The following is a 24,634-nucleotide window of genomic DNA, read 5'->3' on the forward strand; positions in this document are numbered from 1 at the left end:
GGCCGGTGTTACCAGTACGCACCTAGCTCGCCGCGCGCGACGAATTGGCCCTGTCCGGTACGGCCGACCCATGCGCCGCCGTCGATCAGCAGTTCACCCCGCAGCAGCACCTTCTTCACACGGCCCGTCACCTGATGGCCTTCGAACAGCGTGAAGTCACAGTCGCTGTGTTGTGTCCGGGCGCTGATCGTGTGCGGTTCGTCGGGATCGAATAGCACGATATCCGCGTCGCTGCCGATAGCGAGCGTGCCTTTCTTTGGGAACAACCCGAACAGTTTCGCGGGCGCGGTCGACGTCAATTCTACGAAGCGGTTCAACGAAATGCGTCCGCTCCGTACGCCACCGTCGTACACCACCGTCATGCGCGTTTCGACGCCCGGCACGCCGTTCGGAATCTTCGAAAAGTCATCACGCCCGAGCGGCTTCTGGTTCACTTTGCCGAGATGGCCTTCCTTCATGCAGTACGGGCAATGATCGGTCGATATCAGCTGCAGGTCGTCGGTCTTGAGCGCGGTCCATAACGCGTTCTGGGCGTCCTTCGAGCGCAGCGGCGGACTCATGACATAGCGCGCGAGATCGAAGCTGTCGTCGGCATACGCGGATTCGTCGAAGAACAGGTAATGCGGGCAGGTTTCGGCGAATACCGGAATGCCGAGATCGCGTGCCTCGATGACATGCTTGAGCGCTTCCTTCGCCGACAGGTGAACGAAGTACACGGGAGCCTCGGCCAGCTCGGCGAGCTTGATGCCGCGATGCGTGGCTTCGCCTTCCATGATCGCGGGCCGCGTCAGCGCGTGATGGCGGGGCGAGGTGTGCCCTTGCGCGAGCGCCTCGCGAATCAGCAGGTCGATGACCGTGCCGTTCTCGGCGTGCAGCGCGATCATGCCGCCGTGCTGCCCGACCATCCGCATCGCCCGAAAAATCGTGGCGTCGTCGGACATGACGGTGCCCGGATACGCCATGAACATCTTGAAGCTCGACACGCCCTCGTGGCGGATCGCGTATTGCATGTCGGCCAGCACGTCTTCGTCGACGTGCGTAACGATCACGTGGAAACCATAGTCGATGCTGGCCGCTGAGCCCGCCTTCGACTGCGCTCTCGCGATGGCGTCGAGCGGACTGGTTCCGGCATTCTGCAACGCGAAATCGACGATCGTCGTGGTGCCGCCGAAAGCGGCCGAGCGTGTGCCGGAGGCAAAGTTGTCGCAGGTCACCGACGGCCCGAACGTATTCTCCATATGCGTATGGCAATCGACGCCGCCGGGAAACACCAGCAGGCCGCTCGCGTCGATCACCAACGTGTCCGGACCGGCTTCCAGCTGCTGCCCGATACAGACAATGCGTTCGCCTTCGATCATGATGTCGGCGCTGTAGTCGTCCACCGCGGTGATCAGGCGGCCGCCGCGGATAAGCGTGCGGGTCGTGCTGTGAGTCATGAGGGGCTCCGGTCGTGTTCGAGGGCAATCGAGAGCGCGCTTTCAAGGCGGCCGGTTTCCGCGGCGGACAGCGGCGGAATCGGCGGGCGCATCGACGCGTGCGGAAATTTTCCGAGCAGATGAAGACAGGCCTTGAGCCGGGCGCTCGCATGCGATCCCGGCGCGGTGCCGTAAATGGCCTTGGCGAGCGGATAGATGCGGGCATGAAGCCGCTGCGCTTCGGCCAGGTCGCCGCGCAGGACCGCGCGATAGAGCGCCACGATCAACTCCGGCACGACGGCGGCGAGACTCACGAGGCTGCCTTCGGTGCCGACGGCAAAGCACGTGAACAGGTGCTCGTCGCCGGATGCCATGACGGCGACGTGCGGCGCCGTCGATTTGACGAAGCGCCGGTTTCCCTCATAGGCCGCGGTCTCCCAACTGCCTTCCTTGATGGCCACGACCTCCGGCAGTCCGATCAGCGCACGCAGCATGGGCTCCGTGTAGGCCATGGCTCCGGTGCTCACGCCCGCCTGGTACAGCATCATGGGCAGGCGCGCGTTGGCATTGGCGATCCGGTGATGCGCGACGACAGTGTCGAGATCTGTCGAGAGCGCCCATGAGAAAGGCGGAAAAAGCAGCATCGCGTCGGCGCCCGCACGTTTTGCGTCGTCGGTATGCGCCTGTGCTTCGTAGCTGTCTTCGGAATTCACGCCGGCCACGATGATCGAGCGCTCGCCGCACACGCTGTGCGCGATCTCCACCACGCGCCGCTTTTCGTCGCGCGAGAACACGAAGTTCTCGCCGGCGTGGCCGTTGATCAGCAAGCCGACAATACCGTCGACTGCGGCGACGTCCTCCAGATGGCGGGCGAGCGCGGCTTCGTCCAGACGACGGCCCTGCGCGTCGAGCGGACAAAGGGTGGCGGCATAGATGCCGTTGAAGGGGGCGTCGTGTGAGGGAATCATTCAGTGTTTTCTCGAGGAGTAAGGGCGGGCGCGGCGGCTTGAACCACGAGCCGCGCCGGATCGAATAAGGGCAACTCGGGCGCCTCGCCGAGCATCGTCTGGGCCAGCAGTTTTCCCATATAGGGGCCGCTGGTGTAGCCGGAGTGCACGCAGCCGATGACCCAGGCATCCGTGAGACCGGGCAGCGCGCCGAGCATCGGCATAGCGTCGGCGGTTTCGGCTTCGAGTCCCAGCCAGATGCGCGCCACGCGCGCTTTGGCGAGCGCCGGGATCACGTGCTGCGCCAGCCGAAGATTGCCGGTCAGGTTCTGCGGAATGGTTTCGACGGGGCCTCGAATACGATCGCCGACGCCTTGCCAGCCGCCACCGATCAGCACGCTGCCGTTGGCGAATTGCTTCATCGAGAGCAGCCCGTTCGCAATGCTCAGCACCGAACGCATGATGGGCGGCATGCGTTCGGTGACGATCAGCTGGTTGACGAGCGTCTTCACGGGAATGTGCACGTCGAGCATCGCCAGCAGCGGCTCGAGCCATACGCCGCCGGCCATGACGAGCCGCTTCGCGTCGATGCGAAGCGAAGCGGCGGCGCTTTCAGGGCCGCTTTCAGGATCGCGCGCCTGGCCAAATACGCGATAGCGTCCGTTCACCCGATCGATCCGCGTGACCGGCGTCTGCTCGACAATCCGCACGCCGGCTTCGCGCAATGCCGCGTGATAGGCGCGGCCGGTCAGGTAAGCACTCGCGAAACCGTCGGTCGCGCAGAACGCGGCCTCCAGCATCGCAGGATTAAGTCCGGGCTCGACGGCGAGTGCGGCGTCGCGCTCGAGCAGGTCGATCTGCGCGCCGTATTCGCGGCGGGCAGCGGCGCGAGCCCGGAGCAGTTCCCGTTCGGCTTCGGTGAAGGCGAGCGAGAGACCCGGCGCGGCGGTTGCCAGCACGCCTTGACCGAGCCACTGGTCCGTCTCCATCCACATCTTCCATGCGCGGATCGCGTAGGGCACGAGCGCCGCCCGCGTCATGTGCAGAGTCAGCGTGCCGGCGTTCACGCCGGAAGCGGCGCGGCACAGCGCGCCGCGCTCGATCACGGCCACCCGCATGCCGGCGCGTGCAAGGAACAATGCGCTCGTGCAGCCCATCACGCCGCCGCCGACCACGGCGACATCGAAAGGTCCGTGCAACGCTTCAGACGGTGCGTTCATAGCGGCGCCGCCTTGGGGATCGGGATGCTGTCGTAGGTGTAGTCGCCGGAGAGCGCTTCGACCGTCACCGGGCGCAGTGGCGTGCGCGCGGAAAAGCAGCCGACGCGCTCGCGCGATGCATCGGCAGCGTGGCGGGCGAGCAATTCGCCCGCAATATCGCCGCAGGTGCGCCCCTGGCAGGGGCCCATGCCGCATCGCGTCCATGCCTTGAGCTGGTTGACGTCATGAGCGCCCGAGTCGAAGGCCGCGTCGATTTCGGCGCGTGTCACGTCCTCGCAGCGGCAGACGATGGTGCTGGGGCCAATGCTGTCCACGTGTCCGGGGCGCAGGGCCATCAGATTCGCCATCGCGTGACCGGCACGCGCAGCCTGGAGAAATTCGTCGCGCGCCGTCTCGACGAGGCTTTGCAGTCGTGCAGGCGCTTGCGCACCGAGATCGAGCGCACAGGCGAGACCGGCCAGCGTGCCGTGCTTCGCGGCGGCGGCTGCGCCGGCGATCCCGGCGCCGTCGCCCGCGACATAGAGACGGGGGCGCGAAGTACGCCCGTCCTGGTCGGCGACGGCAATCCAGCCGCCCGCTTCGCGCGAGTAGCGATGTTGTGCGCGCAACAGACGCGTCACCTCGGTAGACGGCGTGAGCCCGTGACCGACGGCGACGCAATCGGCCATCACGGTTTTGCGCTTTCCTTCGACGGGACGCCCGCTTGCATCACAAGGGGCGAGGGTCGCGCGCAGCTGAGCGCCGGCCGCCTCGACCCGCACGATCGTATGACGCGCATATCGGCGTGTGCCTGCACGGCGGATCGTGTTCCACCAGCGCAGACCCTGGCGCAACAGATCGGGACGCGCGAGCAGGGCGGGCACGGTGCGCAACCAGTCGCCGATGCCGGCGAGATCCGCGATGGCCTCGACCCTGCCGCCGCCTTCGATCGTTTTGGCCGCCACGGCCGCGAGCAGCGGACCGCAGCCGGCGACGAGCGTCGACTGGCCAGGCAGCATGTGCTGCGACTTCAACAGGATGGTGGCGGCAGCCAGACCGATTACACCAGGCGTGGTCCACCCTTCGAATGGCACGACCCGCTCGGTCGTGCCGGCTGCGGCGATCAGTGCGCGTGCGGTGTAATGCGCCGCGCCGTGCGGGCCGGTTGCGTCGATGCGATAGTCGCCGGTGACGGCCCATACGGAATGGCCGAAGAATGTCGTGACGCCGCTTGCGGCCAGCTCGCGGCGCAGAGTGTTGCCGGCCTCCTGATCCGCTCCGCCGGACGCCGCGGCGCCTTCGACCGGTGCCCGGTACACCTGACCGCCCGCGGCCGGGTTCTCGTCGAACAGCGCGACGCTCAGTCCCGCAGCCGCAGCCGCCATCGCCGCATGGGCGCCGGCCGGGCCGCCGCCGAGCACCGCCACGTCGAACTCAGACATCGGCGCCAGTCTCCGGAACAGTTTCGACACGCAGGCCGTCGACGACACGCGTCTGGCAGGCCAGCACGCGGCGGCCGTTCACCATCACGAGACACTCCTGGCAGGAACCCATCAGGCAGAACATGCCGCGCGCCTGATGCAGGCGAGGGCTCACGCGCAGCGCCTTCCTGCCGCAAGCAAACAGGGCCGCGGCCACACTCTCGCCGGTGCGCGCCGGGAGGCGCTGACCATCAAGAAAAAGCTCGACCGTGGGCGAGCTTTCCGCACTGTCGATACGCATGGCGTGTTCTCCGGACATCGGTCCCAACCTCGCTTGACAAGTAATTTAGGCGATGTTTTGATACTAACGTATACGATACGTATACGCAAAGTCGCCAAAAAAGGACCGGCTTTGCGAAGGCCTCGTCCGGATGCTTCAAACCTTCATCATGTAACGCTTACGGAGTCCACGAATGAAACTCTCGATCATCCTGGGCCGCATGCTCGCCGCTGGTTTTGCGGCATGCGCACTGCTCGGTTCACTCGATGCCGGCGCACGCACGCTGGACGAGATTCTGGCGTCGAAGAAGATCGTATTCGGCATCAATCCGAATCTGCCGCCGCTCGGCAGCTACGACGCAAAGAACAATATCGACGGTTTCGACGTCAATATCGCGAGGAAGATCGCGGACTCGCTCGGCGTGAAACTGGAAATCGTGCCGGTCGGCTCGAACGATCGCGTGCCGTTCCTGATGACCGACAAGATCGACGCGGTGATGGGCGGCATGACGCGCAACGCCGACCGTCTCAAGGTCATCGACTTCACCGACCCGGTCAATACGGAAGTGCTCGGCGTGTTGACGACCCAGGACAAACCCTATAAAGACTGGACACAGTTGAACGATTCGTCGGTGCGGCTGGTTCAGGTGCGCGGCACGACACCGGTCAAGCTGATTCAGGAGAAGTTGCCGAAGGCGCAGTTGCTGCTGCTCGACAACTATCCGGACGCCGTGCGCACGATTGCGCAGGGGCGCGCCGACGCGCTGATCGACGTACTCGATTTCATGCTCAGTTATACGAAGAACTATTCGACGAAATGGCGGGTGGTCGATGAGCCGATCGAGGTCGATTACGACTGTATCGGCGTGAAAAAGGGCAACGCCGCGCTCACCGAGCGGCTGAACAAGGAGATTGCGACACTGCACAAGAGCGGTTTCGTCGCGGCGCGCTGGAAGCAATGGTTCGGCAGTCCGATGCTGCACGATCCGACTGCGGCTCCGCCGATGGCCGCCGCCCAGTGAGCGTGACTCATGACCGTGACCGGCGAGGCGTGATCGAACGAACGCAGCGCGGCGCGCCGCAAGCGGGCGATGGGCGCCCCGCAATTTCGCCGCAAGGAGGCCTGTTTCGATGACGCTTCACTTCGGGCCCGTCCTCGAGCAATGGCCGTATCTGCTCGGCGGCGCGTGGCTCAGCTTGCAGATCGCGGTGCTCGCATTCGGCCTCGGCATGCTGATCGGCCTCGTTTGCGCCGCGATCCTGCGCTATGGGCCGGGCGCGTTGCAGCGCGTGGTCAAAGCCTATGTCACGTTCGCGACCAATACGCCGCAGCTCGTCCAGATCTTCTTTCTGTTCTTCGCGTTGCCGGAGATCGGCATCACGCTCTCGCCGCTCACCGCGGTGGTGCTGGGCGCGACCTTCAATGCGGGTGCTTACCTGTGCGAGATCCAGCGCGCCGGCTTCGCGTCGGTTCGATGGGCAGAGCTCGAAGCCGCCGAAGTGCTGGGTTTTTCGACGCCGCAAATCGTACGTCATGTGATTTTTCCGCACGTGATGAAGGTGATGTTTCCGCCGCTGTCGAACCAGTTCATCGTGATGACGCTCGGCACCTCGATGGCGGCGATCTTCGGCGTGGAGGAGCTGACCGGGCGCACGTATAACATCAGCTCGCAGACCTATCTGTCGGTCGAAGCGTTCAGCGTAGCCGCGCTCATGTACATCGCGGTGACGGTGCTGGCCACCTTCGCGCTGGCGATGTTCGGGCGCCATGTCTGCCGCGCGAAGATAAAGGTGTTCTGATGTTCGCTTCGTCCATGGCTCAACTCACCCAGCTGTTTTCGTACTACAACCTGTTGCTGTTGCTCGAAGGTTTCGCCGCCACCTTCGTGCTGTCGTCGATCGGTTGTTTCGCGGGATTCGTTGCGGGTTTTCTCGTCGCGGTGCTGAGGGTGACGCGTTCGCGTGCCATGGCGCCGGTGCGCGCAATCATGTTCGTCTACTGCGCACTGTTCCGGCGCATACCGTTTCTCGTCACGCTGATGCTGGTGTTTTTCGCGAGCCAGGCGCTGAGCGCCAATCTGCCCACCTTCGCGGTGGCGCTCGTCAGCGTGTGTCTGATCGCGTCGGCCTATCTCGGCGAGATCGTGCGAAGCGGCCTCGAGTCGGTTCACGTCAATCAATGGGAAGCGGCCGGCACGCTGAACTTCAGTTATGTTCAGACGCTGCGCTACGTGATCGTGCCGCAGGCATGGCGCGTAATCGTACCGCCCACTTTCGGCTTCTTCGTGATGTTCATCAAGGACACCGCGCTGGCCTCGCAGATCGGTGTGATGGAACTCACGTCGGCCGGGAAAGTGCTCAACAACAAGGGCTTTTCCGCGTGGATCGTTTACGGGTCGATTCTGGCGCTCTATTTTCTGATGTCGTATCCGCTGTCGCGCTTCGGTAAGCGCATGGAGAGGAAACTTGCCGCAACTCGAAATCGTTGACCTGAAGGCGTCGTATGGGCCGCACACGGTGCTGGAAAGAATCAACCTCTGCGTCGAAAAGGGCGAGATAGTCAGTCTGATCGGGCCGTCAGGATCGGGTAAGAGCACCTTGCTGCGCGTGTTGATGGGGCTGCTCCCGCCGGCGCACGGCAGCGTGCATCTGAACGGCGCGGCCGTAAATTATGCCGACAAGGCCGCGGTGCGCGCGCTGCGCTCGGATATCGCGATCGTGTTCCAGCAGTACAACCTGTTCCAGAACATGACGGTGCTCGACAACGTCATGATCACGCCGACCAGAATCAAGGGCTGGCCGCGCAAGGAAGTCGAGGAAGACGCCATCAGGCTGCTGACGCGTGTCGGTCTTGCGCACCGGTTGCGTGCCTATCCCGACGAGCTCTCGGGTGGCCAGCAACAGCGGGTGGCGATTGCACGCGCGCTGGCGTTGAAGCCGAAGGTGCTGTTGCTCGACGAAGTCACGGCCGCGCTCGATCCTGAACTCGTGAACGAAGTGCTCGATACGATTCGCGCGCTCGCCTCGGATGGCATCACGATGTTCATCGTGTCGCATGAGATGAGCTTCGTGCGCGAGGTGTCGTCGAAAGTGGTTTTCATGGCGGGCGGCCACGTGATCGAGACCGGCACGCCGAAACAGGTGTTCGACGCGCCGCAGGAAGCACGTACGCGCGAATTCGTCGGCAAGATACTGCGTCACTGACGCGGCTGTTGCGCAAAGTCAGATGTAGGTGCCTTCGCTGAGCCGCTCGAGTACGAAGCGGCGAAGGTTTTGCAGATGGGTGCGCACCGCGGCGCGCGCCGCGTCGGCGTCGTCGGCCGCATAGGCTTCGAGGATCGCGAGATGCTCCGCGCGATCTTCCTCGATGCGGTTGAACGGTGTCACCAGTTCGAACAGGCGGCTGTTGGTGCGGACCACGTCGATCGTGCGGGCCAGCACGTCGTTGCCGCTTGCGCGAGCCATCATCGTATGGACCTGGTCGTCGATCTGCCAGTGCGCCTGTTCCTGCTGGCCGCTGCTTAGCGCCTTGATCTTCTTGATCAACTGCTGAACTTGCTTCTTGTCGATCTTGCCGATGGCGAGCGCGATCGCTTCGGGCTCCAGCAGTTCGCGCACTTTCATGGCCTGAAAGTATTCCTGGGCACTGACGAAGCGCACGGAATAGGAGCGTGCGCCGGCGCGCACCAGCAGGCCTTCGCCTTCGAGACGCAGCAAGGCCTCGCGCATGGGGGTGCGGGAGATGTTGAGTTCTTCGGCAAGCCGTCCTTCAACGACCGGGCCGCCGCTGCGCAGCGCCTTGTCGAGAATCATGCGGCGCAGGGTCTGATACGCCAGTTCGCCCAGTTTTTCGGCGCTGGCAGGGGAGGTTGTGTTCACGCTGTCTCGCAAAAGTTATATGCGAAGTATACGAACTGTATGCGGATGCGCAAGCCTTGCTCCCTCGCGATTTCGGGCCGGTTGGCGCAGATCCTTTCAGGACCCCCAGTACCCGCGCGACTTGCGCACGCCGTTAGCCCCTGTCTCGAACATGAGCGGTGACGTTCGGTGCTTTCCAGTTCGTCGCCGGACCTGGCATAGGCGGCGTGATGCCGACCGTCGTGGCGCAAATGTCCGAGTACTCGCCGCGAAGAATTCGCAGCACGATGGTACTTCGGCGTGGCTGATGGACGACGTGCCGACGATGCCGGCGTGAGGTGCGGGCAGTCGCCTCGTAGATTTAGCGAGCCGAAGTGGCCAAAAAACCGTGCCGGAATGCAGCAAGCGTCTTATCGGACGCGTCCGCAAAATCGTCCAGCAACTGCGCGGCCGCGCGCGCCAACATGTCACGCCTGAGTGTCTCGTAACTTGCCTCGTCCGCGAGGATTGCCGTGACTGCGTCGAGCGTGGCAGGCAATGCTATCTGGCGTGCCTCCCGGCCGAGCAATGCCGACGCCGCGAGGTCGACGTTGTATCCGTACTCCACCAGCAGATCGGCCGCGGCCTCCCAGATGCGCTCTTCGTTTGCCGCCCTGAAGTAGCTCCGGAGGACGAGCAGGAGGTCCGATGCATCTGTATTCTTTCGCGTGCGACGATCGTGCCAGGCGAGGACCTTCAGTAACGTGAGCGCCGGCAGCGTCACTACGGGTACCGCGAGGTTGTCCCCGAGGTCGATCGCGATCGCATGATCGACGGCCTCGCGGAAACCGAGCACGTTCATCACAAAGTCGCCTTTCGGCGGCCATGCGATCGATCCGGCTGGCGCTTCGAGATCACCGAAGGGAACTAGGTCTAACGGAAGGGCCCAGCCATCGGCCGGATCTCTGAACACCAATGTCTGCTGCGCTTTGCTATCAGCCTTGAAGAGACCGGTTGCCTCGAGCTCCCCGACGAGGTCGCCATGAGCTTCCCAGCTGATCGCGCAAACCGCGACGTCGATGTCCCGGGTTGCGCGCTCCGCGCGAACACCGTGTACATGCCAGAGCACGATGTCGCGGGCGGTCGCGCCCGCCACCACGAAATCAGTGCCGCGCCGATCCGCTGCGTCCCGAACGTGACGCAGCAATGCGATGGTGGCCGGATGAACGGGCCGTTCCTCGCTGACCTTGGCGTTAGGGTTGGGAGAGGTACTGCTCATAGATCCTTTGCGCAGCAGAGAGGTTGCGATCATCGCCCGACGCGACGAGATCGGCGTAAATAAGAAGCGGGTGCACGAGTGGTGGATCGCCGGCCTGCCAGCCGGACGCCGTCGTCCCGGGCCAGAATGCTTCGAGGATTTCGACGTCGCCCCGCGGATCCGGGCGAAGCCGGGCCTTCAGCATGAACTGACTGTCCAGCGCCGTCTGACTGTAGATTGTGACGCTGGCCGCCTTCAGCGCGTGCGTCAGGACATCGGCGGCTGCTTCACTGCCGAGCAGGCCCTTGAATTGAGCGAAGTCAAAGGTTCGCCACCAGTCTGCTGTTGCGCTCGCGAATCGTCTGGCGCCAAGCTTTGGGCGCAGGCGGGAAGGGTAGAGGCTTATCCATTCTTGAACCAGCTTTGGCCAGTCCGTGAAAATGCGCTCGCCGTTGCTCCTGAGCGCGACGAGTCCCCGCGACTGCAGGTCGTCGATGACCTGGTTCACCGTGCTCAACGCCACGCCCGATGCTTGAGCAATGGCTCGATAGGGCTGTGACACGAGCCCTGGTTGAGTTGCGATGGCGAACATCACCTGCAGACCTTTGCGCGTGGTGGCGCGCGCTGTCGGAGCGCTGTGCAGAAGCTGCGGTTTGGCGCGGCCGGTGACCATGACCGTGCCCTCGGGTTCGCTGATAAACGCGTTGCCGGCAGCGTCCAGAAACGGGACGTTCCCGTCGATGAGACGGGCGGCAAGTTCGGAACCGATGTACGGCGCGACCAGCATGAGCCGGCGCCGATGCTCACCCGGTTTAGTGGCATACAGGCGATGTTGCGCGAGAAGGATGCCTGAGGCATCAGCCCGGGTCTTGATGAAAACGGGCATCTCGAACTTCTTTCCGGCGAGTTCGAACCGGATCGTGCCGTCGGTCAGGCCGTCCGATGCGCGCCGCGCGCGACCGGGTATGGCTTTGAAGATGCGCGTCGAGCGCCCGAAAGCTGCGCATGCGTCTTCGAGAAGCTGCTGCTCGTTGAGAGAGAGAGTACGTGGCATCTGACTTCTCGTGTACGATTTATAGACAGTGTATGAAAAAATCGTACATCAGTCAAAAATCGTACAAACATATAGCCATCTCTACTCGCGTCGAGAAAAATTCGAACAGCATGGCGTTCGCTGTCTGATTTTTTGAGGCGTTCGTTTCTCTCGGCCTCGTCTCACCAAACGCAAAACGCAAAAGCCTCTTTTCCCGCAGCAAGGAGGCGACGCGATCCTGTACCCGATTCAAGTTCCCGGCGCCTGATCGCCGTCTCAAAATCCTCCTTGAACCCGGCACAACTACTGTATATATTAACAGTACTGTTTATGCATACAGTACTGGAGGCGATATGGAGCATATGGTTCGTGTTCTTAACGACCGGGACCGCCGGACGCTGGCCTGGTTGCGGCAGCAGGTCAGCGATGCGTCGCTGTCTGAGGCCGCCAGGCGGTGCAGCGGACCGACCAAGCCCTACGTGTCGCAAGTTTGCCGGTGCCTCGGGCTGCGCCCTCCGGAATTCAGGGCATCTCGAACGCACAGCCCGCACGTACCGACTGCGACCGCCGAACAGTCGCTCGCGTCAATCCGCGAAATTCTGGCTGCAATGCCCGCAGGGCGCACTTCCGGCCAATATGCCGGCGGCAGGAGCGTGTGAAACATCGAGGGGCATTAAAAGCTTCAGGCCTGTGGCCGGCACGGTGTCCCGAGGCATCGAGGCTGGCACCGTTTGGGTGAATCGCCAGGGTCAGCTGGATCCGAGTATCGGGTTCGGCGTTTTAACGCCTATCGACGCTGACTTTGGCTGTACGCCAGCTGTGTCGTCCAGCCGGATGCGCAATCGTAGTCACCGCAATGACGCTGGTCTGCGCCGTTATACCGTTCGCAGCGCCGCGGGCCGTGCCGAATGCTGTTCGTCAGCGGCCAGAGCAAGTACGGCTTCGGCGGACATGGGCTTGCCGAACAGATAGCCTTGCATCTTGCTGCAACCCAGTTCATGGAGGATCTGCACCTGCTCCTCGGCTTCCGCGCCTTCCACCACGCAGTCGAGATCGAGATTGCGGCACAGGTCGATGATGGACTTGACGACCTTTTGCCCGGCTACATTCTCAACAATATCCCTGACGAAGCTGCGATCGATCTTGATCTTGTCGAGCGGCAAACGGTGCACGTACGTAAGGCTCGAGAATCCAGTGCCGAAATCGTCCAGCGCAATGCGAACGCCGAGTTGCTTGAGCAAGCGAAGCGATTCGCTCGCCACCCCGAAATCGCTCACGAGCGCGGTTTCGGTGATTTCCATTTCGATACGGTGTGGCGGCATACCACTCGCAAGGACGATCCGGATAATGCGCTGGATCGCATCGAGTGAGCCGATGTCGCGAGCCGACAGATTGAACGACACGCACGTGGCGTTTCGCCACTGTTTGGCGTGCCTGAGCGTTTTCCACAGCAGGATTTCGCTCATCGGCAGGATCCGGTTCGACCGCTCTGCGCACTTGATGAATTCCGCCGGCGAAACGATACCGAGCTTGTCATGTGTCCAGCGTGCAAGCGCCTCGAATCCCACGATGCGTTGGTCAGGCAATTCGACGATCGGTTGAAACACGACAAAGAGTTCGCGTTCGAGGTTGGCATGGGCGAGCGCCTGCTCGACCAGCGCCGTGCGGCGCCTTTCGCTTTCGTGCGCGTGCGAAAAGATGACGGGTTCTCCCCGTGCGTTTTGCTTTGCGTGGTATAGCGCATGATCCGCACGTTCAAACGGAAGTTCGAAGCTCACAGTGTCGGCATCCGATACGGCGAACCCGATCGACGCGGATAATCTGAGTGTGAGATCCGCCACTTGATACGGTTGTCGAAGCAACCGGCAGATTGTCCCGCCGCACCGCATCAGTTCGTCAGCGGAGAGATCGCCGCGAATCAGCATGCCGAACTCGTCTCCGCCGAGACGCGCAAAGAATATCTCGGGTTGCCTGAACTCGACGAGACGGCGCCCCGCTTCGGCGAGCACTCGATCCCCTGTCGCATGACCGTAAGCATCGTTGACGAGCTTGAAGTCGTCGAGGTCGATGAGCCCGATTGCCACACGGCTTTCACCAGCCAGCGTCGAAGCGGCGATGCAGGAGAGGAACGCCCGCCGGTTCGGCAGCCCGGTCAGCGAGTCGAGATTCGCCAGCTGGAAATTTTCGTCGCTCAGACGCTGCGTCTCCAGTTGCTTCATCTTCAGGTCGGCCGATGACTCGATCAATCGCGCAAAATGCCGGTAGTGCACGAACAGCACGACAGTCATCGCGATCGATACGAGCAACAGGTTCACCGCGATCAGCACAAGCACCGCATTGCCGGTCAACGAAAAGAAGATCGAGAACGGCACGATCACGACGACTGCCAGCGTTAACGCTGCAGCGCGCAGGTGCATCAGGCAGAAGATGCAGCCGATCACCGTGATCGACATGTAGAACGCGACGTGGACCTTGGCGTAGGCATCGCCGTATCGGTACAGACTCAGAGCCCACGCCGTAAACACCACGCCGAGCAGGGGCACGAGCCGCGCGGTGATCCGCAGCCGCCTCGCAAGGGTGGCGGCATCGGCGTCGACGTGGCGGGTGCGCCGCCACCAGACGAGACGGACGAGGCAAATGACGGACAGTACGGCCGGTACGACGGCGCTCAGAAAGAGTGGAGCGGAAGCAAGATGCGTGAGTGCCAATGCGACGCTGTTCGTCACGAGGATGAAGTACAGCAGCGGGATCTGAGTAGACAGGGCGACCGACTGCGATCGGTTCAGCTCCTCGTTTTCTACCGATACCGCAAATAGCCCGATGCCGGATCGGAAGAACTCTTTGCTGCGAATGAACCACGGGCGATGAAGTTGACGACTTGTCATGATGCCTTGCTGGCGAATTCCGGTATGCGCGTGAATGTGGGGACGTGGGCAATCGTCCGCGCAGTCTCGCTGACAGCGGGGGACGTCGGGTCTCCCGTAGCGGCTGTTTCGCAAGATCGGGCTGCGTTGCACCGCGCATTCATTATGGGTATACGGCAGTCCTGGTCATTACTGAAGGACGAAATCCGCGATCCATCAAAGAATCGGTGGTCGCTGCTGCTCAACCAGGACTCACCCTGGCATAACCTGGCGGTCGTGAGCGGCAATCGGTTGGGAAGAGGGCGGGCGTGGACGTGTCTCGATCGCCCTTGTCAGCATTTGCCGAGTTCTTTGTAAGGATATGCCTGGCGCGCAATTGAAGCCGGCTTGCTTGCCGAAGTCAAGAAGCCATCGGACGCAATCGGACGGCGCGCCAGTCGCGCCGCGTCGGCTAGGGCGTGATGTGCATGAGCAGGTTGTTGGCGTAATAAATCAATTCGCCCAGCAGTCTGGTTTGCTCAGGTGTGAGCGCGTCGGCGTGATACTTCAGCAATTCGGCGAGCGTGCTGCTCAGCAGACTGATCCGCCCAACCTTCCTGTCCAGCAGAGGCCAGCATTGCATCAGGTAGATAAGCGGAATGATGCTGCGCGTGGCGCACCAGTCGTCGAATAGAATCAGGCAAATCGTCTCGATGTGATCTGCGTCACTTACGCCTTCAGAGGGAACTGCACACATAACGCTACAACACTCGGGAGGACAGTAAGATTGCGATGGTAGGGGAACAATCGTGGGGCTCCTGTCAGGAGCGGTGGAAATTACCGGTCGAATGACCTGATCCGTCTGTCAGGAAATCCTGCTGAGGTTTGAGTTGACGGCGGTGATTTCCTCGTCGAATGACGAGTCCACGGCGTACCCACGCTTGCAGCACCTTTATCCAGGTCGATGTGAGCCGGACAGCGCGGATAGACCACGCCGAACGTCGCCGGGCATCGGCAGGAATTTTGGCATGCGAGCATCGGCCTATTCATTTTTACTCTTTCATTGAGCCAGCGAACATGCGTAGCGTGGTGGTGCGAAGGTCTCCGGTGCACGGCAAAGGCGTATTTGCGCTGAGGACGATCAAGGCCGGCGAACGGATCCTCGAATACAAGGGTGAAGTCACTATGTGGGATCGAGCGGTCAAACGCTACCAGCGTGACGGTCGCGCTGACGGGCATACCTTCTTCTTTGGTTTGTCCGACGGGCGCGTCATCGATGGCGAACGCGGCGGCAATAGTGCGCGCTGGCTGAACCATGCCTGTGTCCCCAACTGCGAAACGGTTGAGGAGGGGCAACGGGTTTTTGTGATCGCTGCCGCGGATATCAGCACGGGCGACGAGTTGTTCATCGACTATCAACTGAGCGTCGAAGGGCGCCGGACCGAAGCAGTGCGGGCGGCTTACCGCTGTCTGTGCGGCGCGGCCGGCTGCCGTGGCTCGATGCTAGGCCACGCCAGGAAAACAGCTCGCAGCGAGCGTCAGCCCGGGCGCAGGTAAGGCAGTAGCTGCCGCAGCCGAGTCAGGCACATTGCAGCTTCCTTTCGCCGGCCACACCGCCGGCGCGACGGCACGTCGATTTCGCGCGGCGAATATTGTCCACGCCCGGATCACACGTAAAATGAACGCGGGCGTGTCCGCCGCGTAACCATGGTCCGAGCATGGTCTCAACGTGATCCCAGCGGTCCCAGCGTGATCCCAGCACGACGAGCACCCAGCGCCCCACAGTGGTAACCGAGTGAATCGTCTCATGAATCGCAGAAAAGCATTGCTCGCCTGCGCGCATGCCGGCCTGCTGTGCATGACGCGCCCCACTTTTGCCTCCAGGCCTTCGCCTCGTGTGGTATTTCTCAATCCGGGCGAGGCCGTCGAACGTGGCACCGGCCGGCATTGGCAACTGACCGCCCAATTCATGGCCGTCGCAGCGAAGACCTTCGATATGCAACTGGAGGTTCTTTACGCGGAGCGCGATCACCTGTTGATGCTGCGGCAAGCCGAGGAGGTCGCGCTACGTCCGGATGCGCCGGACTATGTCGTGATCGTCAACGAAAAGATGGCGGCGCAGCAGATGCTGAAGACGCTGGCGCGTTCACCGGCGAAGGTGCTGCTCATTCACAACGATCTGACGCCAGGGCAGCGGCGCGAGATCGGCAATGAACGGCAGCAGATCCGGAACTGGATCGGAACGGCGACGGCAAACGCCGCGCTTGGCACATACCGGCTGATGGAGTATCTGTACCACCGGCTTGGCGAGAACAGGGCGCAGGTGATCGGCATTACAGGAGACCCCCAAACGCCAGTCTCGCAGGAGCGTGCCGCCGGTGTCGAGACGTTCCTCGCCCAGACGCCGAATGCGCGAACCAGCCAACTGGTTTTCAGCGACTGGAGCTACGCCGACAGCAATCAAAAGACCGGCGTGCTGCTTGCCCGGTATCCGGAGGCCAATGTGATCTGGGCCGCGAACGACTCGATGGCGCTCGGGGCGTTGAACGCGGTCAAGGCGCGCAACGCTCGCGTCCTCGTTGGCGGCGTGGGAGCCCTGAAAGGGGCGCTGGCCAATGTAGCCGACGGCGGCCTGGCGGCCATGGTGGCAGGGGACTATTTCATCGGCGCCTGGGCCATGGTCCTGCTGCACGACTACCATCACGGCAAGGACTTTGCCGCGTCCGGAGGTGTTTGGCAAAAGCTCGACTACCTGAGCGTCATCCACCATGACAACGTCGCTCGGTACAATGAGGCCTTTTTTGGGCGCGGCCATAATACGCTCGACTTCGCTCCGTACTCCAAATACCTGTATCCACGTGCCGGCCCATACGACTTCGGCCTGGAACGGCTCCTGAACACCGCACCGAAGGATTCCTGATGCGTCTGTCTCCACGGCTTGCGCGCTCGCTCAGTCTGCACACCAAGCTGATGCTCGCCCTCGTCGTGCTCGTCGCGCTGGTGGTCGGCACCTCCTCGTACAGTCTGGTCGAACACGAGCGGGAGCGACGGCTCGTCGAGCTGGAGGAGCGAGCCACACGGATCGCCGATCTGTACAGCCGCTCGCTGGCGCAACCTTTGTGGAATGTCGATCGTGGCGCAATCGACAGCCAGCTTGCCGCGCTTGCGCCCAATCCCGAGGTCGCGGAATTCACGGTGACGGCGGCGAATTACGGCACGGTGTCCTCCGTCAAGGGCGCACCTCATCCTGACCCGGGCGACAGCGTGGTGCGCATCAGGTCGATCGAATTTGATCCGCCCGGCGCGGCGCCGCTGGAAAAGATCGGCGAGATCCGCGTCGTCCTGACGAAGGCGGTCGCCGAGCAGGCGTTCGGGCGCGCCCGCCGGGTCATTCTCGCGACGATGGCGACGGTTCTCGCCGCACTCTATGCCGCGACTTTCATCCTGCTCAAGCGGATGGTGCGCAGCCCGATCAATCGCCTGGAAGAAATGGTCGACCGGATCGCCGGCGGCGATCTTGACGCGCGCTGCGTAGTGGAATCCGGAGATGAATTGGGGCGGCTTGCCACGCGCGTGAATGTCATGGCAGACCGGCTGCGCGAATCGACGGCGTGCCTGCGCGAGAGCGAAAGAAAGTACCGCAGCATCGTGGAGAATTCGCTCGAAGGCATCTTCCTGCTGGATCGCAGCGGGCGGCTCAACGAGGCCAACGCGGCGATGGCGCAGCTGCTCGGGTACGACACGGCGACCGAGCTGATCGAAGCATGGACACACGATCCCGACCGGCGGCCGTTTTCGCCGTCGCAAACGGAGCGACTGTTCGACATCCTGAACACGCACGGCAAAATTGCCGGCCTCGAATTGCAGTTGCACCGGCTGGACGGCAAGCCGATCTGGGCTCAGTTGAACGCGCGTGGCGTTGCCGACGGCGCTGGCGCCCCGCGGTCTCTCGAGGGCCTGCTGACCGATGTGACCGTCCGCAAGCGCGCGCAGGAGAACCTGCGGCGCCATCGTGACCAGCTCGAACTGGAAGTCGGCGAGCGCAAACGGACCGAGCTCGAACTGCTGGCGTCGCGCGAGCAATTGCGCGAGTTGTCCGCGCATCTGGAGGCGGCCCGCGAGGAGGAGAGAAAACGCATCGCGATGGAAATCCACGATGAGCTCGGCCAGTTGCTGACCGCGCTGAAAATGGACGTGTCGTTGCTGAAGATGCACCTCGCCGACGATTCTGTTGCGATGCGAAAAGCCGCTGAGATGCGGGAGCTGGTCGAGAAAACTATCCAGATCGTGCGCCACGTGTCGAGCCACCTTCGGCCGGCGGCGCTGAACTTTGGTCTTGCGTCGGCGCTGGAATGGCTCGCCGAGGACTTCAGCCGCCATGCGCAGATTCCCTGCTACTTTCACATGGAGGGTGCCGAACCCAGTTTCGCCGATCCGCGTGCGACGGCGATATTCCGCATCGTGCAGGAGTCGCTGACCAATGTGGCCCGCCATGCTGGAGCGTCGCGCGTTGACGTGACGCTGGTCAGCACCGAAGCGGGCATCGAGTTGAGCATCCGCGACGACGGAAGAGGTTTCGATATCGCGGCTGCGCGCGCCGGCTACTCATACGGCTTGCAGGGGATGGCCGAACGCGCCCGGTTGATCGACGCCAGCCTGCATATCCAGAGCGAGCCGGACTGCGGATCGGTCGTGCGCCTTTGCGTCCAGGACGATTTCGTCACCTCCCGGTAACCGGGGAGGAGCATGCCAGGCTCTGCCGCGCGGCCTGTCGTTGACCGCGAACGCCAGTCCCGGCAACCCATCGAGCAGCGCCTCTTCTGTCCCCTTCACAACGCCGGATCGGCCCGGCATGCCGCCAGAGTAGGGCGGCTCCCGGGATAACCGCCAATGTACGGAAATCCTGACGCGCGAATCAATGATTCCCCACCGCGTGATCCGCCGCTCCCGACGGAAAGAAGTATTTCGAAGCCCTAGCATGGTCTCGTAGGGGATCACACGGAGGCGGATATGGCTGCGGCGGAGAAGTCCTTGCGCGTGCTGGTTGACAGGTGGTTTGGCGCGACCGGCGGACGTGTTGTGCGGGTTCAGCTTCGCCGTCTTCCGGGGCCCACCGCCGCACGCTGTATTTGCGTCGAGGCCCAGCGGCCGGCCGGTACGCTTACAGTGTTTTTCTTCCGTCACAACGATGGCAGCTGGCATGTATTTCCGCCGGAGACGATCCGGCCTGCTATGAGCCTTGACCGGCTTGCCGCCTGACGGCATACGCATGCAGTCGAACGCGTTGGCCATCGCACCGGATCTTTCACCCGCTCCCGACGTGCTCGGGATCATGACATCAGCCGGATGGCTCACCGAAACGGATACTCCGCACGGCACGAGTCTGGATTGGCAAGCCGTCATACGACGGCGGGATAGATCTGTCAGGCCGTCATGGCACCGGTCGTCGACGGACAAACTTCAACAAGCGAAAGGGAGCGCCCGTGCCCCGTTTGCTGTCCGCTGGTTCCCGAAAATCCTTGTCCGCTCCCTGCGGAAATTGTCCGGGGGCACGCGTGGGACCCTGTGCTGTGCGTCGTTGATCGGAGTGTCGGCACTGGCCCCGTGCGACTTCCGTCAGCGGCACCGAGCGTACTGACATACTGAGCAACCGAGGACATCACCCGGATCGGGAGTCATGAATCCGGGACTGCCCAGAGGCGTGGACCGGCCCAGTCTGCGTGGAGAAAGACATGTTTTTCGAAGAGCTAAGTTATGACGAATGGAACATGGTTGCCGAGCTCGTCGCCGATGAGCCGGCTGTTCGTCTGAACCGCCGCGGCAGGCGCCGAATCGAGCCGCGCGTCATCGCCAATGCAGTCCTGTGGATTCTGACAACCGGCGAACCATGGTCGAGGCTGCCGGCCCGTTATCCGTCCGGCCCGACATGCCGAGGCCGATTCGAGGAATGGAAACTGAACGGTACGCTTGCGGAGATGATTCGACTGCTGTCGCGAACCGGAAGACAATTCTCCTTCATTCCCAAACCTGCTTCCGCTGCCGCGAGACCGGCGTCGGGAGCGGTCTCGCGCAGGCACGCCGGCGACGGTCCGGGTGGCGTGGTCTGGAGGAGTGCGGGGGCATGGCAGTCGTCGAAGGGCGCAACCAACGGTTCGGCGGCCGCCGATCCATTCGCTGAAATCAGCCGGCAGCTTCAGGGGCAAAGGGTTGATGCGCCCCTCGGTGTCGAGTCGCGAGCGACAGCGGTGGCGTGGCCCTTGGCGCAAGCGTTCCGCACGCGCAGCATGCGCGGGGGGCCGTCATCGTACAGCTCGCAGATTACCGACCGGCGCGGCTACGTCATCCATGCGGCGGCGGAGCCGGTTCCGGGCGCCATGTTCCGCGCATGGGCGGAGATCGTGAAGGATGGCAAGCGCGTCGAACGTTCAGGACTCGTTGGCCCGCGCTTCGCCGACGTCGAAAGTGCGCAACGGCACGCGCTTAACTGGGCACGCCGCTGGATCGACCGGCATTGTCCCTTAAGCGCAACCGCAACCGCAACCGACTCGACGGCACGCGAGCCTGACGCCGACGCCGCTCCATCGGAGCAGATTCTGAGCCTGAACCTGTCATAGGCGCGTAGCCCGGCGACGGCCTAGCCGGGCTGGTGCGCCACGGTGATTTGCGTCATTAGCTCATTACGTTTTAAAAATAGCGGTCGCCGATCGCGCACAGCGCCTCTTCGTAGCCGGCCCAGTCGGGGATCGAGCTGTAGCCATAGGCACGCTGCGGCACCGGCACGGTCACCCCTTTGCCCACCACCCATTGACCCTGGCTGAGCGCGTGCTTGTCACCGCTGCGGTACTGCGGCAGCGTGCGGCAAACCAGGTATTGGTTCCAGTTGTTGCGCGTGAAGTCCTCATTGCGCGAAAGCAGGATGGTGTTGTCGGCCATCGCCTTTTTTTCGGCCATGATGCTGGTGCACATGCGTTCCTCCGCGGCGAAAAAAGAATCGCGGCCGCAGCCGCGATTCCTGGTGATCCAAATTATTTCCGGACCGTGGCGATGCGCGAGTTGACCGGAATATTCTCCGAGTTCAGTCCCGGCGTCTGGCCGTGCAGGTCGAAGTCGAGCTGCACTTGAGGGCGGAAGATCAAACAGTGCGTCGAGCCGCCGAAGTGGAACATGCCCAGCTGCTGCCCCTTGCGGATCTGCTGACCTTCGTACACCGCGATCTGGCAGGTCGAGACCTCGGCCATGCCGACCGCCATGAAGCACATCAGTCCGATGGCCGGATTGTCGGCCTGGATGAAGATCAGCGCGCGGGTCGCGACTTCCGTGATGTAGCCCTGCGAATCGTTCGGCCCCGCCGGGTCGAAGCCCTCGTACATGGTTTCCGAATAGTAAGTGCCGTTCACCACGCGGGCCTCGATGACGCGGCCGCTGACAGGACTGTGCCAGCGGTGATAGCTTTTCGCGCTGAGGAAGGCCTGGTAGACGGTGCCGCCGTCGAACGCCGGCAGCAGGCTGTCGTTGTCCAGCATGTGCGACAGCGAATACCGTTGCGCCTTGATCCAGAAGTTGTCGCGCATTTTCACCTGCCGCGAGATCTTGTAGGGCGCCGATTCGCAAGCGTTGACGATCACGTCGTCGTCCCGCGGCGCGGCGACCGGGCGTTGGCCTTCGCGGAACTGGCGCGTGAAGAAATCGTCCCAGGAGGTGAAGCCGTAGTGGGGCAGCTCGGGGTTGCACTGGAACTGCTCGACGAAATGCGGCATGGCCCTCATGGCGTCCGCGCCGAGCCAGCCGGTGCGCGGATCGGTGTTCAGCACATAGACCGAATCGGCCGAGGCCAGGTAGCGGCCCCATTCGTCGAGCACGTTCTTCAGCGCGCGGTTGACGTCGGCATTCAGGAAGGCCGCGAAGCCGCCCGGCGTGGCCATCGACCAGTCGAAGATCGCGTTGATAGGGAACCCGACCAGACCGGTCTCGTTGAACTCCGGCGCACGCGTCATGATCGCGTTGACCAGCCGTAGCATGACGCGGTAGTCGCGCACCTGCGGCTTGCCGGTCGGGTCCCTGTTGTAGGGCGGCTTGTGCGGCACCTGCTCGAACATCTGATTGAACAGCATGTAGACGGTGGGATCGGTTTCGATCAGTTGGCGCAGTTCGTCGACCACCGGGTGCAGCGGCTGCGGCGCGCGCTCCACCTCGGCGATCAGTTTGGCGAGCCAGTTATCGAGGAATGTCTGGTCCGAGGGCAGCCATTCGCCCACTCGGTATGGCGTTGTCGCGGTCATGGCGATTACTCCTGTGCGCGGATGAGGGGGCGGGTGTCAGGACTGGGCCCAGTGCGGTGCGCCGTGCAGCGCGGCCTGCCAGTCGTCGATCACCTTGCGCGGGATGGCGCGCGTGCGGCAGTGCATGGCGTCGGTGCCCAGCCACGGGAACTCCGGCTTGCCTTCGATGCCAACGATCGTGTAGCCGGGCAGCGCCTCCCTGTAGACACTGAGCGCGTCGCGGTCATACTGCTCGTAGCCTTTGCCCGACAGCGGCACGTAGACATGCTGGTTCAGTATCAGACTATTGGTGTAGGCCGCGCTGGTGGCCGGCGTGTCCGCGCTGGCGACGTAGCTGTCCTGGCACAGGACGCGGTAGACCTTGAAGCCTTCGTTGGCGAACGAGGCGGCGATGGCGTCGAAGGCCTGATTGGTTTTCTCGTCCTGAGAGGACGCGATCAACACCTTGTCTTGCGCGAGGAACTTGCCCCAGCAATCGATATGGCCGATGTAGGTGCCGGTCGGGTCGCTCAGCACGTGGTAGGTGCTGATGCCCATGAAACGGTTCAGCTGGCCGAGGATGTATTCCATGCGCTTGGCCACCACCTCTTCGCACTGGCCGTCCTTGCCGCCCGGCAGTTCGTTCTGCGTGGCGGCGAGGTAGGACGACGCCACCACGCCCCGGCCGTTGACCATGTAATTGCCGCCGACGTTGAGCAAGCCGAGGTAGTACCAGTCGTGCACGGCGATCTGCGGCAGCTTTTTGTCGCCGGGCCATTTGGCCTTGTTCCATTTGCGGATCGGGCCGTTGATGAAGTCCGACAGCTTGACTGCGCTGTAGTCGTCGTTGGGACGGAAGATGCCCAGCCCCTCCATCGGATTGACGTTCTCGGCCCCCTCGACGAGCCCTACGGCGCCGCCACCCAGCGTGGTATAGGTGTGCTTGGCGATGGCGTAGGTATCGGCCTTGCGATCGTGCACCCACCACGGACCGTAGTCGCGGGTCCAGAAGGTGTCGGTGTCCCAGCCGACCAGATGCAGATGCTCGGGGTCGAACTTGAGCGACAACTGGTCGGCTGTCTGCTGCAAATCGCGCAAGATGGGGTCGCGCTGATCGAGGTCGGCGCACATGACGAAGATGTGGACCGGCCTGGCGGTGTCGTTCTGCTGCATGCGCACGATCAGCTCGTTCGGAATGCCAAACGAGCGTGGACCGCCGGGTGGCTCCTGGCTGTGGCCGGTTGGCGGCGGCACGGTGCCGGGGTACGCAATCAGGACGGCGCCCATATCGGCGAATTCCGGTACGGCGGTCACTGGCGACGGCGTGTCGTTGTGATAGATCTTGCTGGGCGGCGGGCGCTCGCAGCCGGTGCGGGCAAGGAAGTAAGCGGCGAGCTGTTCTGGGCTGGGGCGATTCAACAACTGGTGGTCTGACATGTCCATCTCCGCATGGGTGAGTGGAAAAACAGCGCCTATGTCGATCAAATCGTAATTCCCGGGTGACTGGAATATAGTCCGAAGAAAGCCGATGGATTATCTGAATTGAATACTTTTAGATATCTTTTTTCCCTGGGTAAATGGCCAATACGTGGATGCCGTTATCCGTCGCGGGCTCGGATTCTGCACTCAAATCAGATTCATGCAATTCGCATTAAAAGTAACCGACCGACCACGACCGTTCTTGACAGCGTGTTGATATCGAACAGATGAAGGCAGCGTGTCGAGAACTGTGTCCGGCGATTCAAGGGGCCGCTCCACTTCCCGGCCTTGTCCACCGCGCGATAGAGATACTTCCACTGGCCGCCCACCTTGATGTAGGTTTCATTGACCCGCCAGCTTTTGCCGACCGGACGTTTGTGCTTGCGAAAAGCTTTCTCAAACAACGGCACGAGCTTGATCACCCAGCGATGTACGGTCGAATGATCAACCTCGAAACTGCGTTCAGCCATCGTTTCCTCGAGGTTTCGCAAGCTCAGCGAGTAGGCCACGTGCCATCGCACACACAGCAAAATCACGTCCAACGGGTAGTGCAGCCGTTTGAGCACCCTGGCGATGCCGGGCGGCAATGTCGTTAGCGGCTTCTTTGTCATCACTGTCATCGTGGCCGCCAGCAGTTTGCGTCCGTCAATTTCACTTCAACGCCT

Annotated in this window: 22 protein-coding genes and 2 pseudogenes; 10 read left to right on the forward strand and 14 right to left on the reverse strand. The window is 62.7% G+C overall.

Features of this window, described 5'->3' with window-relative positions; all coding sequences use genetic code 11:
• Window positions 1-8: 8 nt before the first annotated feature.
• Genes hydA through DLM46_RS30270 form a run of 5 tightly spaced genes read right to left on the reverse strand, consistent with a single transcriptional unit; the run spans window position 9 to window position 5,283 of the window.
• Window positions 9-1,436: a dihydropyrimidinase gene (gene hydA / locus DLM46_RS30250; protein ID WP_115106829.1), complete on the reverse strand. Its 1,428-nt coding sequence runs from the start codon at window positions 1,434-1,436 to the stop codon at window positions 9-11.
• The gene (locus DLM46_RS30255; RefSeq protein WP_115106831.1) at window positions 1,433-2,383 is read right to left on the reverse strand and encodes a dihydrodipicolinate synthase family protein; all 951 of its coding nucleotides are present in this window, start codon (window positions 2,381-2,383) and stop codon (window positions 1,433-1,435) included. Before DLM46_RS30255 ends, hydA begins: the two co-directional genes overlap by 4 nt.
• Window positions 2,380-3,582, reverse strand: coding sequence for an NAD(P)/FAD-dependent oxidoreductase (locus DLM46_RS30260; RefSeq protein WP_115106833.1), 1,203 nt, complete (start codon window positions 3,580-3,582; stop codon window positions 2,380-2,382). The genes DLM46_RS30255 and DLM46_RS30260 overlap by 4 nt, the downstream gene beginning before the upstream one ends.
• Window positions 3,579-5,003 carry a (2Fe-2S)-binding protein gene (locus DLM46_RS30265; RefSeq protein WP_115106834.1) on the reverse strand — a complete coding sequence of 475 codons (1,425 nt, stop codon included), beginning with the start codon at window positions 5,001-5,003 and terminating at the stop codon, window positions 3,579-3,581. The genes DLM46_RS30260 and DLM46_RS30265 overlap by 4 nt, the downstream gene beginning before the upstream one ends.
• Window positions 4,996-5,283: a (2Fe-2S)-binding protein gene (locus tag DLM46_RS30270; RefSeq protein ID WP_115106885.1), complete on the reverse strand. Its 288-nt coding sequence runs from the start codon at window positions 5,281-5,283 to the stop codon at window positions 4,996-4,998. Before DLM46_RS30270 ends, DLM46_RS30265 begins: the two co-directional genes overlap by 8 nt.
• Before the next feature lie 172 nt (window positions 5,284-5,455).
• Here DLM46_RS30270 and DLM46_RS30275 point away from each other — a divergent pair, with 172 nt between their 5' ends.
• The 4 genes from DLM46_RS30275 (at window position 5,456) to DLM46_RS30290 (ending at window position 8,465) form a co-directional block, all read left to right on the forward strand.
• Window positions 5,456-6,283, forward strand: coding sequence for a transporter substrate-binding domain-containing protein (locus DLM46_RS30275; protein WP_115106835.1), 828 nt, complete (start codon window positions 5,456-5,458; stop codon window positions 6,281-6,283).
• 109 nt (window positions 6,284-6,392) lie between these two features.
• Complete coding sequence (locus tag DLM46_RS30280; RefSeq protein ID WP_115106836.1) at window positions 6,393-7,061, forward strand: amino acid ABC transporter permease; 669 nt, start codon at window positions 6,393-6,395, stop codon at window positions 7,059-7,061.
• Entirely contained in the window at window positions 7,061-7,750 is a 690-nt protein-coding gene (locus DLM46_RS30285; protein ID WP_115106837.1) for an amino acid ABC transporter permease, read from the forward strand. The genes DLM46_RS30280 and DLM46_RS30285 overlap by 1 nt, the downstream gene beginning before the upstream one ends.
• Window positions 7,728-8,465 (forward strand): amino acid ABC transporter ATP-binding protein, encoded by a 738-nt coding sequence (locus tag DLM46_RS30290; protein WP_115106838.1) that lies wholly within the window; start codon window positions 7,728-7,730, stop codon window positions 8,463-8,465. The genes DLM46_RS30285 and DLM46_RS30290 overlap by 23 nt, the downstream gene beginning before the upstream one ends.
• Before the next feature lie 18 nt (window positions 8,466-8,483).
• On the opposite strand, the gene DLM46_RS30295 is transcribed toward DLM46_RS30290, so the two are convergent.
• Window positions 8,484-9,140: a GntR family transcriptional regulator gene (locus DLM46_RS30295; protein ID WP_115106839.1), complete on the reverse strand. Its 657-nt coding sequence runs from the start codon at window positions 9,138-9,140 to the stop codon at window positions 8,484-8,486.
• 158 nt (window positions 9,141-9,298) lie between these two features.
• Between DLM46_RS30295 and DLM46_RS40600 the strand changes: the two are divergent.
• Window positions 9,299-9,412, forward strand: a pseudogene (locus tag DLM46_RS40600) (MFS transporter); the annotation flags it as partial.
• 68 nt (window positions 9,413-9,480) lie between these two features.
• Here DLM46_RS40600 and DLM46_RS30305 read toward each other — a convergent pair.
• Together DLM46_RS30305 and DLM46_RS30310 are read right to left on the reverse strand one after the other, a co-directional pair.
• A complete protein-coding gene (locus DLM46_RS30305) occupies window positions 9,481-10,377 on the reverse strand; it encodes a nucleotidyl transferase AbiEii/AbiGii toxin family protein (protein ID WP_115106840.1) in 897 nt (298 codons plus the stop codon).
• On the reverse strand, window positions 10,352-11,410 hold the full coding sequence (locus tag DLM46_RS30310) for a type IV toxin-antitoxin system AbiEi family antitoxin (protein WP_115106841.1): 1,059 nt from the start codon (window positions 11,408-11,410) through the stop codon (window positions 10,352-10,354). The genes DLM46_RS30305 and DLM46_RS30310 overlap by 26 nt, the downstream gene beginning before the upstream one ends.
• Before the next feature lie 341 nt (window positions 11,411-11,751).
• On the opposite strand from DLM46_RS30310, the gene DLM46_RS41440 reads away from it, so the two are divergent.
• Window positions 11,752-12,048, forward strand: coding sequence for a CppA family protein (locus DLM46_RS41440; RefSeq protein ID WP_482811937.1), 297 nt, complete (start codon window positions 11,752-11,754; stop codon window positions 12,046-12,048).
• A gap of 216 nt (window positions 12,049-12,264) precedes the next feature.
• On the opposite strand, the gene DLM46_RS30320 is transcribed toward DLM46_RS41440, so the two are convergent.
• Together DLM46_RS30320 and DLM46_RS30325 are read right to left on the reverse strand one after the other, a co-directional pair.
• A complete protein-coding gene (locus DLM46_RS30320; protein WP_115106843.1) occupies window positions 12,265-14,274 on the reverse strand; it encodes a putative bifunctional diguanylate cyclase/phosphodiesterase in 2,010 nt (669 codons plus the stop codon).
• A 430-nt stretch (window positions 14,275-14,704) separates the two neighbouring features.
• Window positions 14,705-14,989 (reverse strand): hypothetical protein, encoded by a 285-nt coding sequence (locus DLM46_RS30325; protein ID WP_115106844.1) that lies wholly within the window; start codon window positions 14,987-14,989, stop codon window positions 14,705-14,707.
• Between the two features lie 320 nt (window positions 14,990-15,309).
• Between DLM46_RS30325 and DLM46_RS30330 the strand changes: the two genes are divergently transcribed.
• From DLM46_RS30330 to DLM46_RS30350, 4 genes are all read left to right on the forward strand, one after another.
• Window positions 15,310-15,789 carry an SET domain-containing protein gene (locus DLM46_RS30330; RefSeq protein ID WP_115106845.1) on the forward strand — a complete coding sequence of 160 codons (480 nt, stop codon included), beginning with the start codon at window positions 15,310-15,312 and terminating at the stop codon, window positions 15,787-15,789.
• 250 nt (window positions 15,790-16,039) lie between these two features.
• Window positions 16,040-17,152, forward strand: a complete 1,113-nt coding sequence (locus tag DLM46_RS30335; RefSeq protein WP_115106846.1) for an ABC transporter substrate-binding protein — start codon at window positions 16,040-16,042, stop codon at window positions 17,150-17,152.
• Window positions 17,152-18,966: a sensor histidine kinase gene (locus DLM46_RS30340; RefSeq protein ID WP_115106847.1), complete on the forward strand. Its 1,815-nt coding sequence runs from the start codon at window positions 17,152-17,154 to the stop codon at window positions 18,964-18,966. Before DLM46_RS30335 ends, DLM46_RS30340 begins: the two co-directional genes overlap by 1 nt.
• A 998-nt stretch (window positions 18,967-19,964) precedes the next feature.
• Window positions 19,965-20,846, forward strand: a complete 882-nt coding sequence (locus tag DLM46_RS30350) for a transposase (protein ID WP_115106849.1) — start codon at window positions 19,965-19,967, stop codon at window positions 20,844-20,846.
• A 70-nt stretch (window positions 20,847-20,916) separates the two neighbouring features.
• Here the strand turns inward: DLM46_RS30350 and DLM46_RS30355 are convergent, their stop codons facing one another.
• The 4 genes and pseudogenes from DLM46_RS30355 to DLM46_RS30370 form a co-directional block, all read right to left on the reverse strand.
• Window positions 20,917-21,198 (reverse strand): hypothetical protein, encoded by a 282-nt coding sequence (locus tag DLM46_RS30355; RefSeq protein WP_115106850.1) that lies wholly within the window; start codon window positions 21,196-21,198, stop codon window positions 20,917-20,919.
• A gap of 59 nt (window positions 21,199-21,257) precedes the next feature.
• A complete protein-coding gene (locus DLM46_RS30360; RefSeq protein WP_244306422.1) occupies window positions 21,258-22,487 on the reverse strand; it encodes a phosphatidylserine decarboxylase family protein in 1,230 nt (409 codons plus the stop codon).
• A gap of 60 nt (window positions 22,488-22,547) precedes the next feature.
• Window positions 22,548-23,927, reverse strand: a complete 1,380-nt coding sequence (locus tag DLM46_RS30365) for an agmatine deiminase family protein (RefSeq protein WP_165848083.1) — start codon at window positions 23,925-23,927, stop codon at window positions 22,548-22,550.
• A gap of 322 nt (window positions 23,928-24,249) precedes the next feature.
• Window positions 24,250-24,589 (reverse strand): annotated as a pseudogene (locus tag DLM46_RS30370) (IS6 family transposase); the annotation flags it as partial.
• Window positions 24,590-24,634: the final 45 nt, after the last annotated feature.

Source organism: Paraburkholderia lacunae, from assembly GCF_003353175.1.
GTDB classification, from domain to species: domain Bacteria; phylum Pseudomonadota; class Gammaproteobacteria; order Burkholderiales; family Burkholderiaceae; genus Paraburkholderia; species Paraburkholderia lacunae.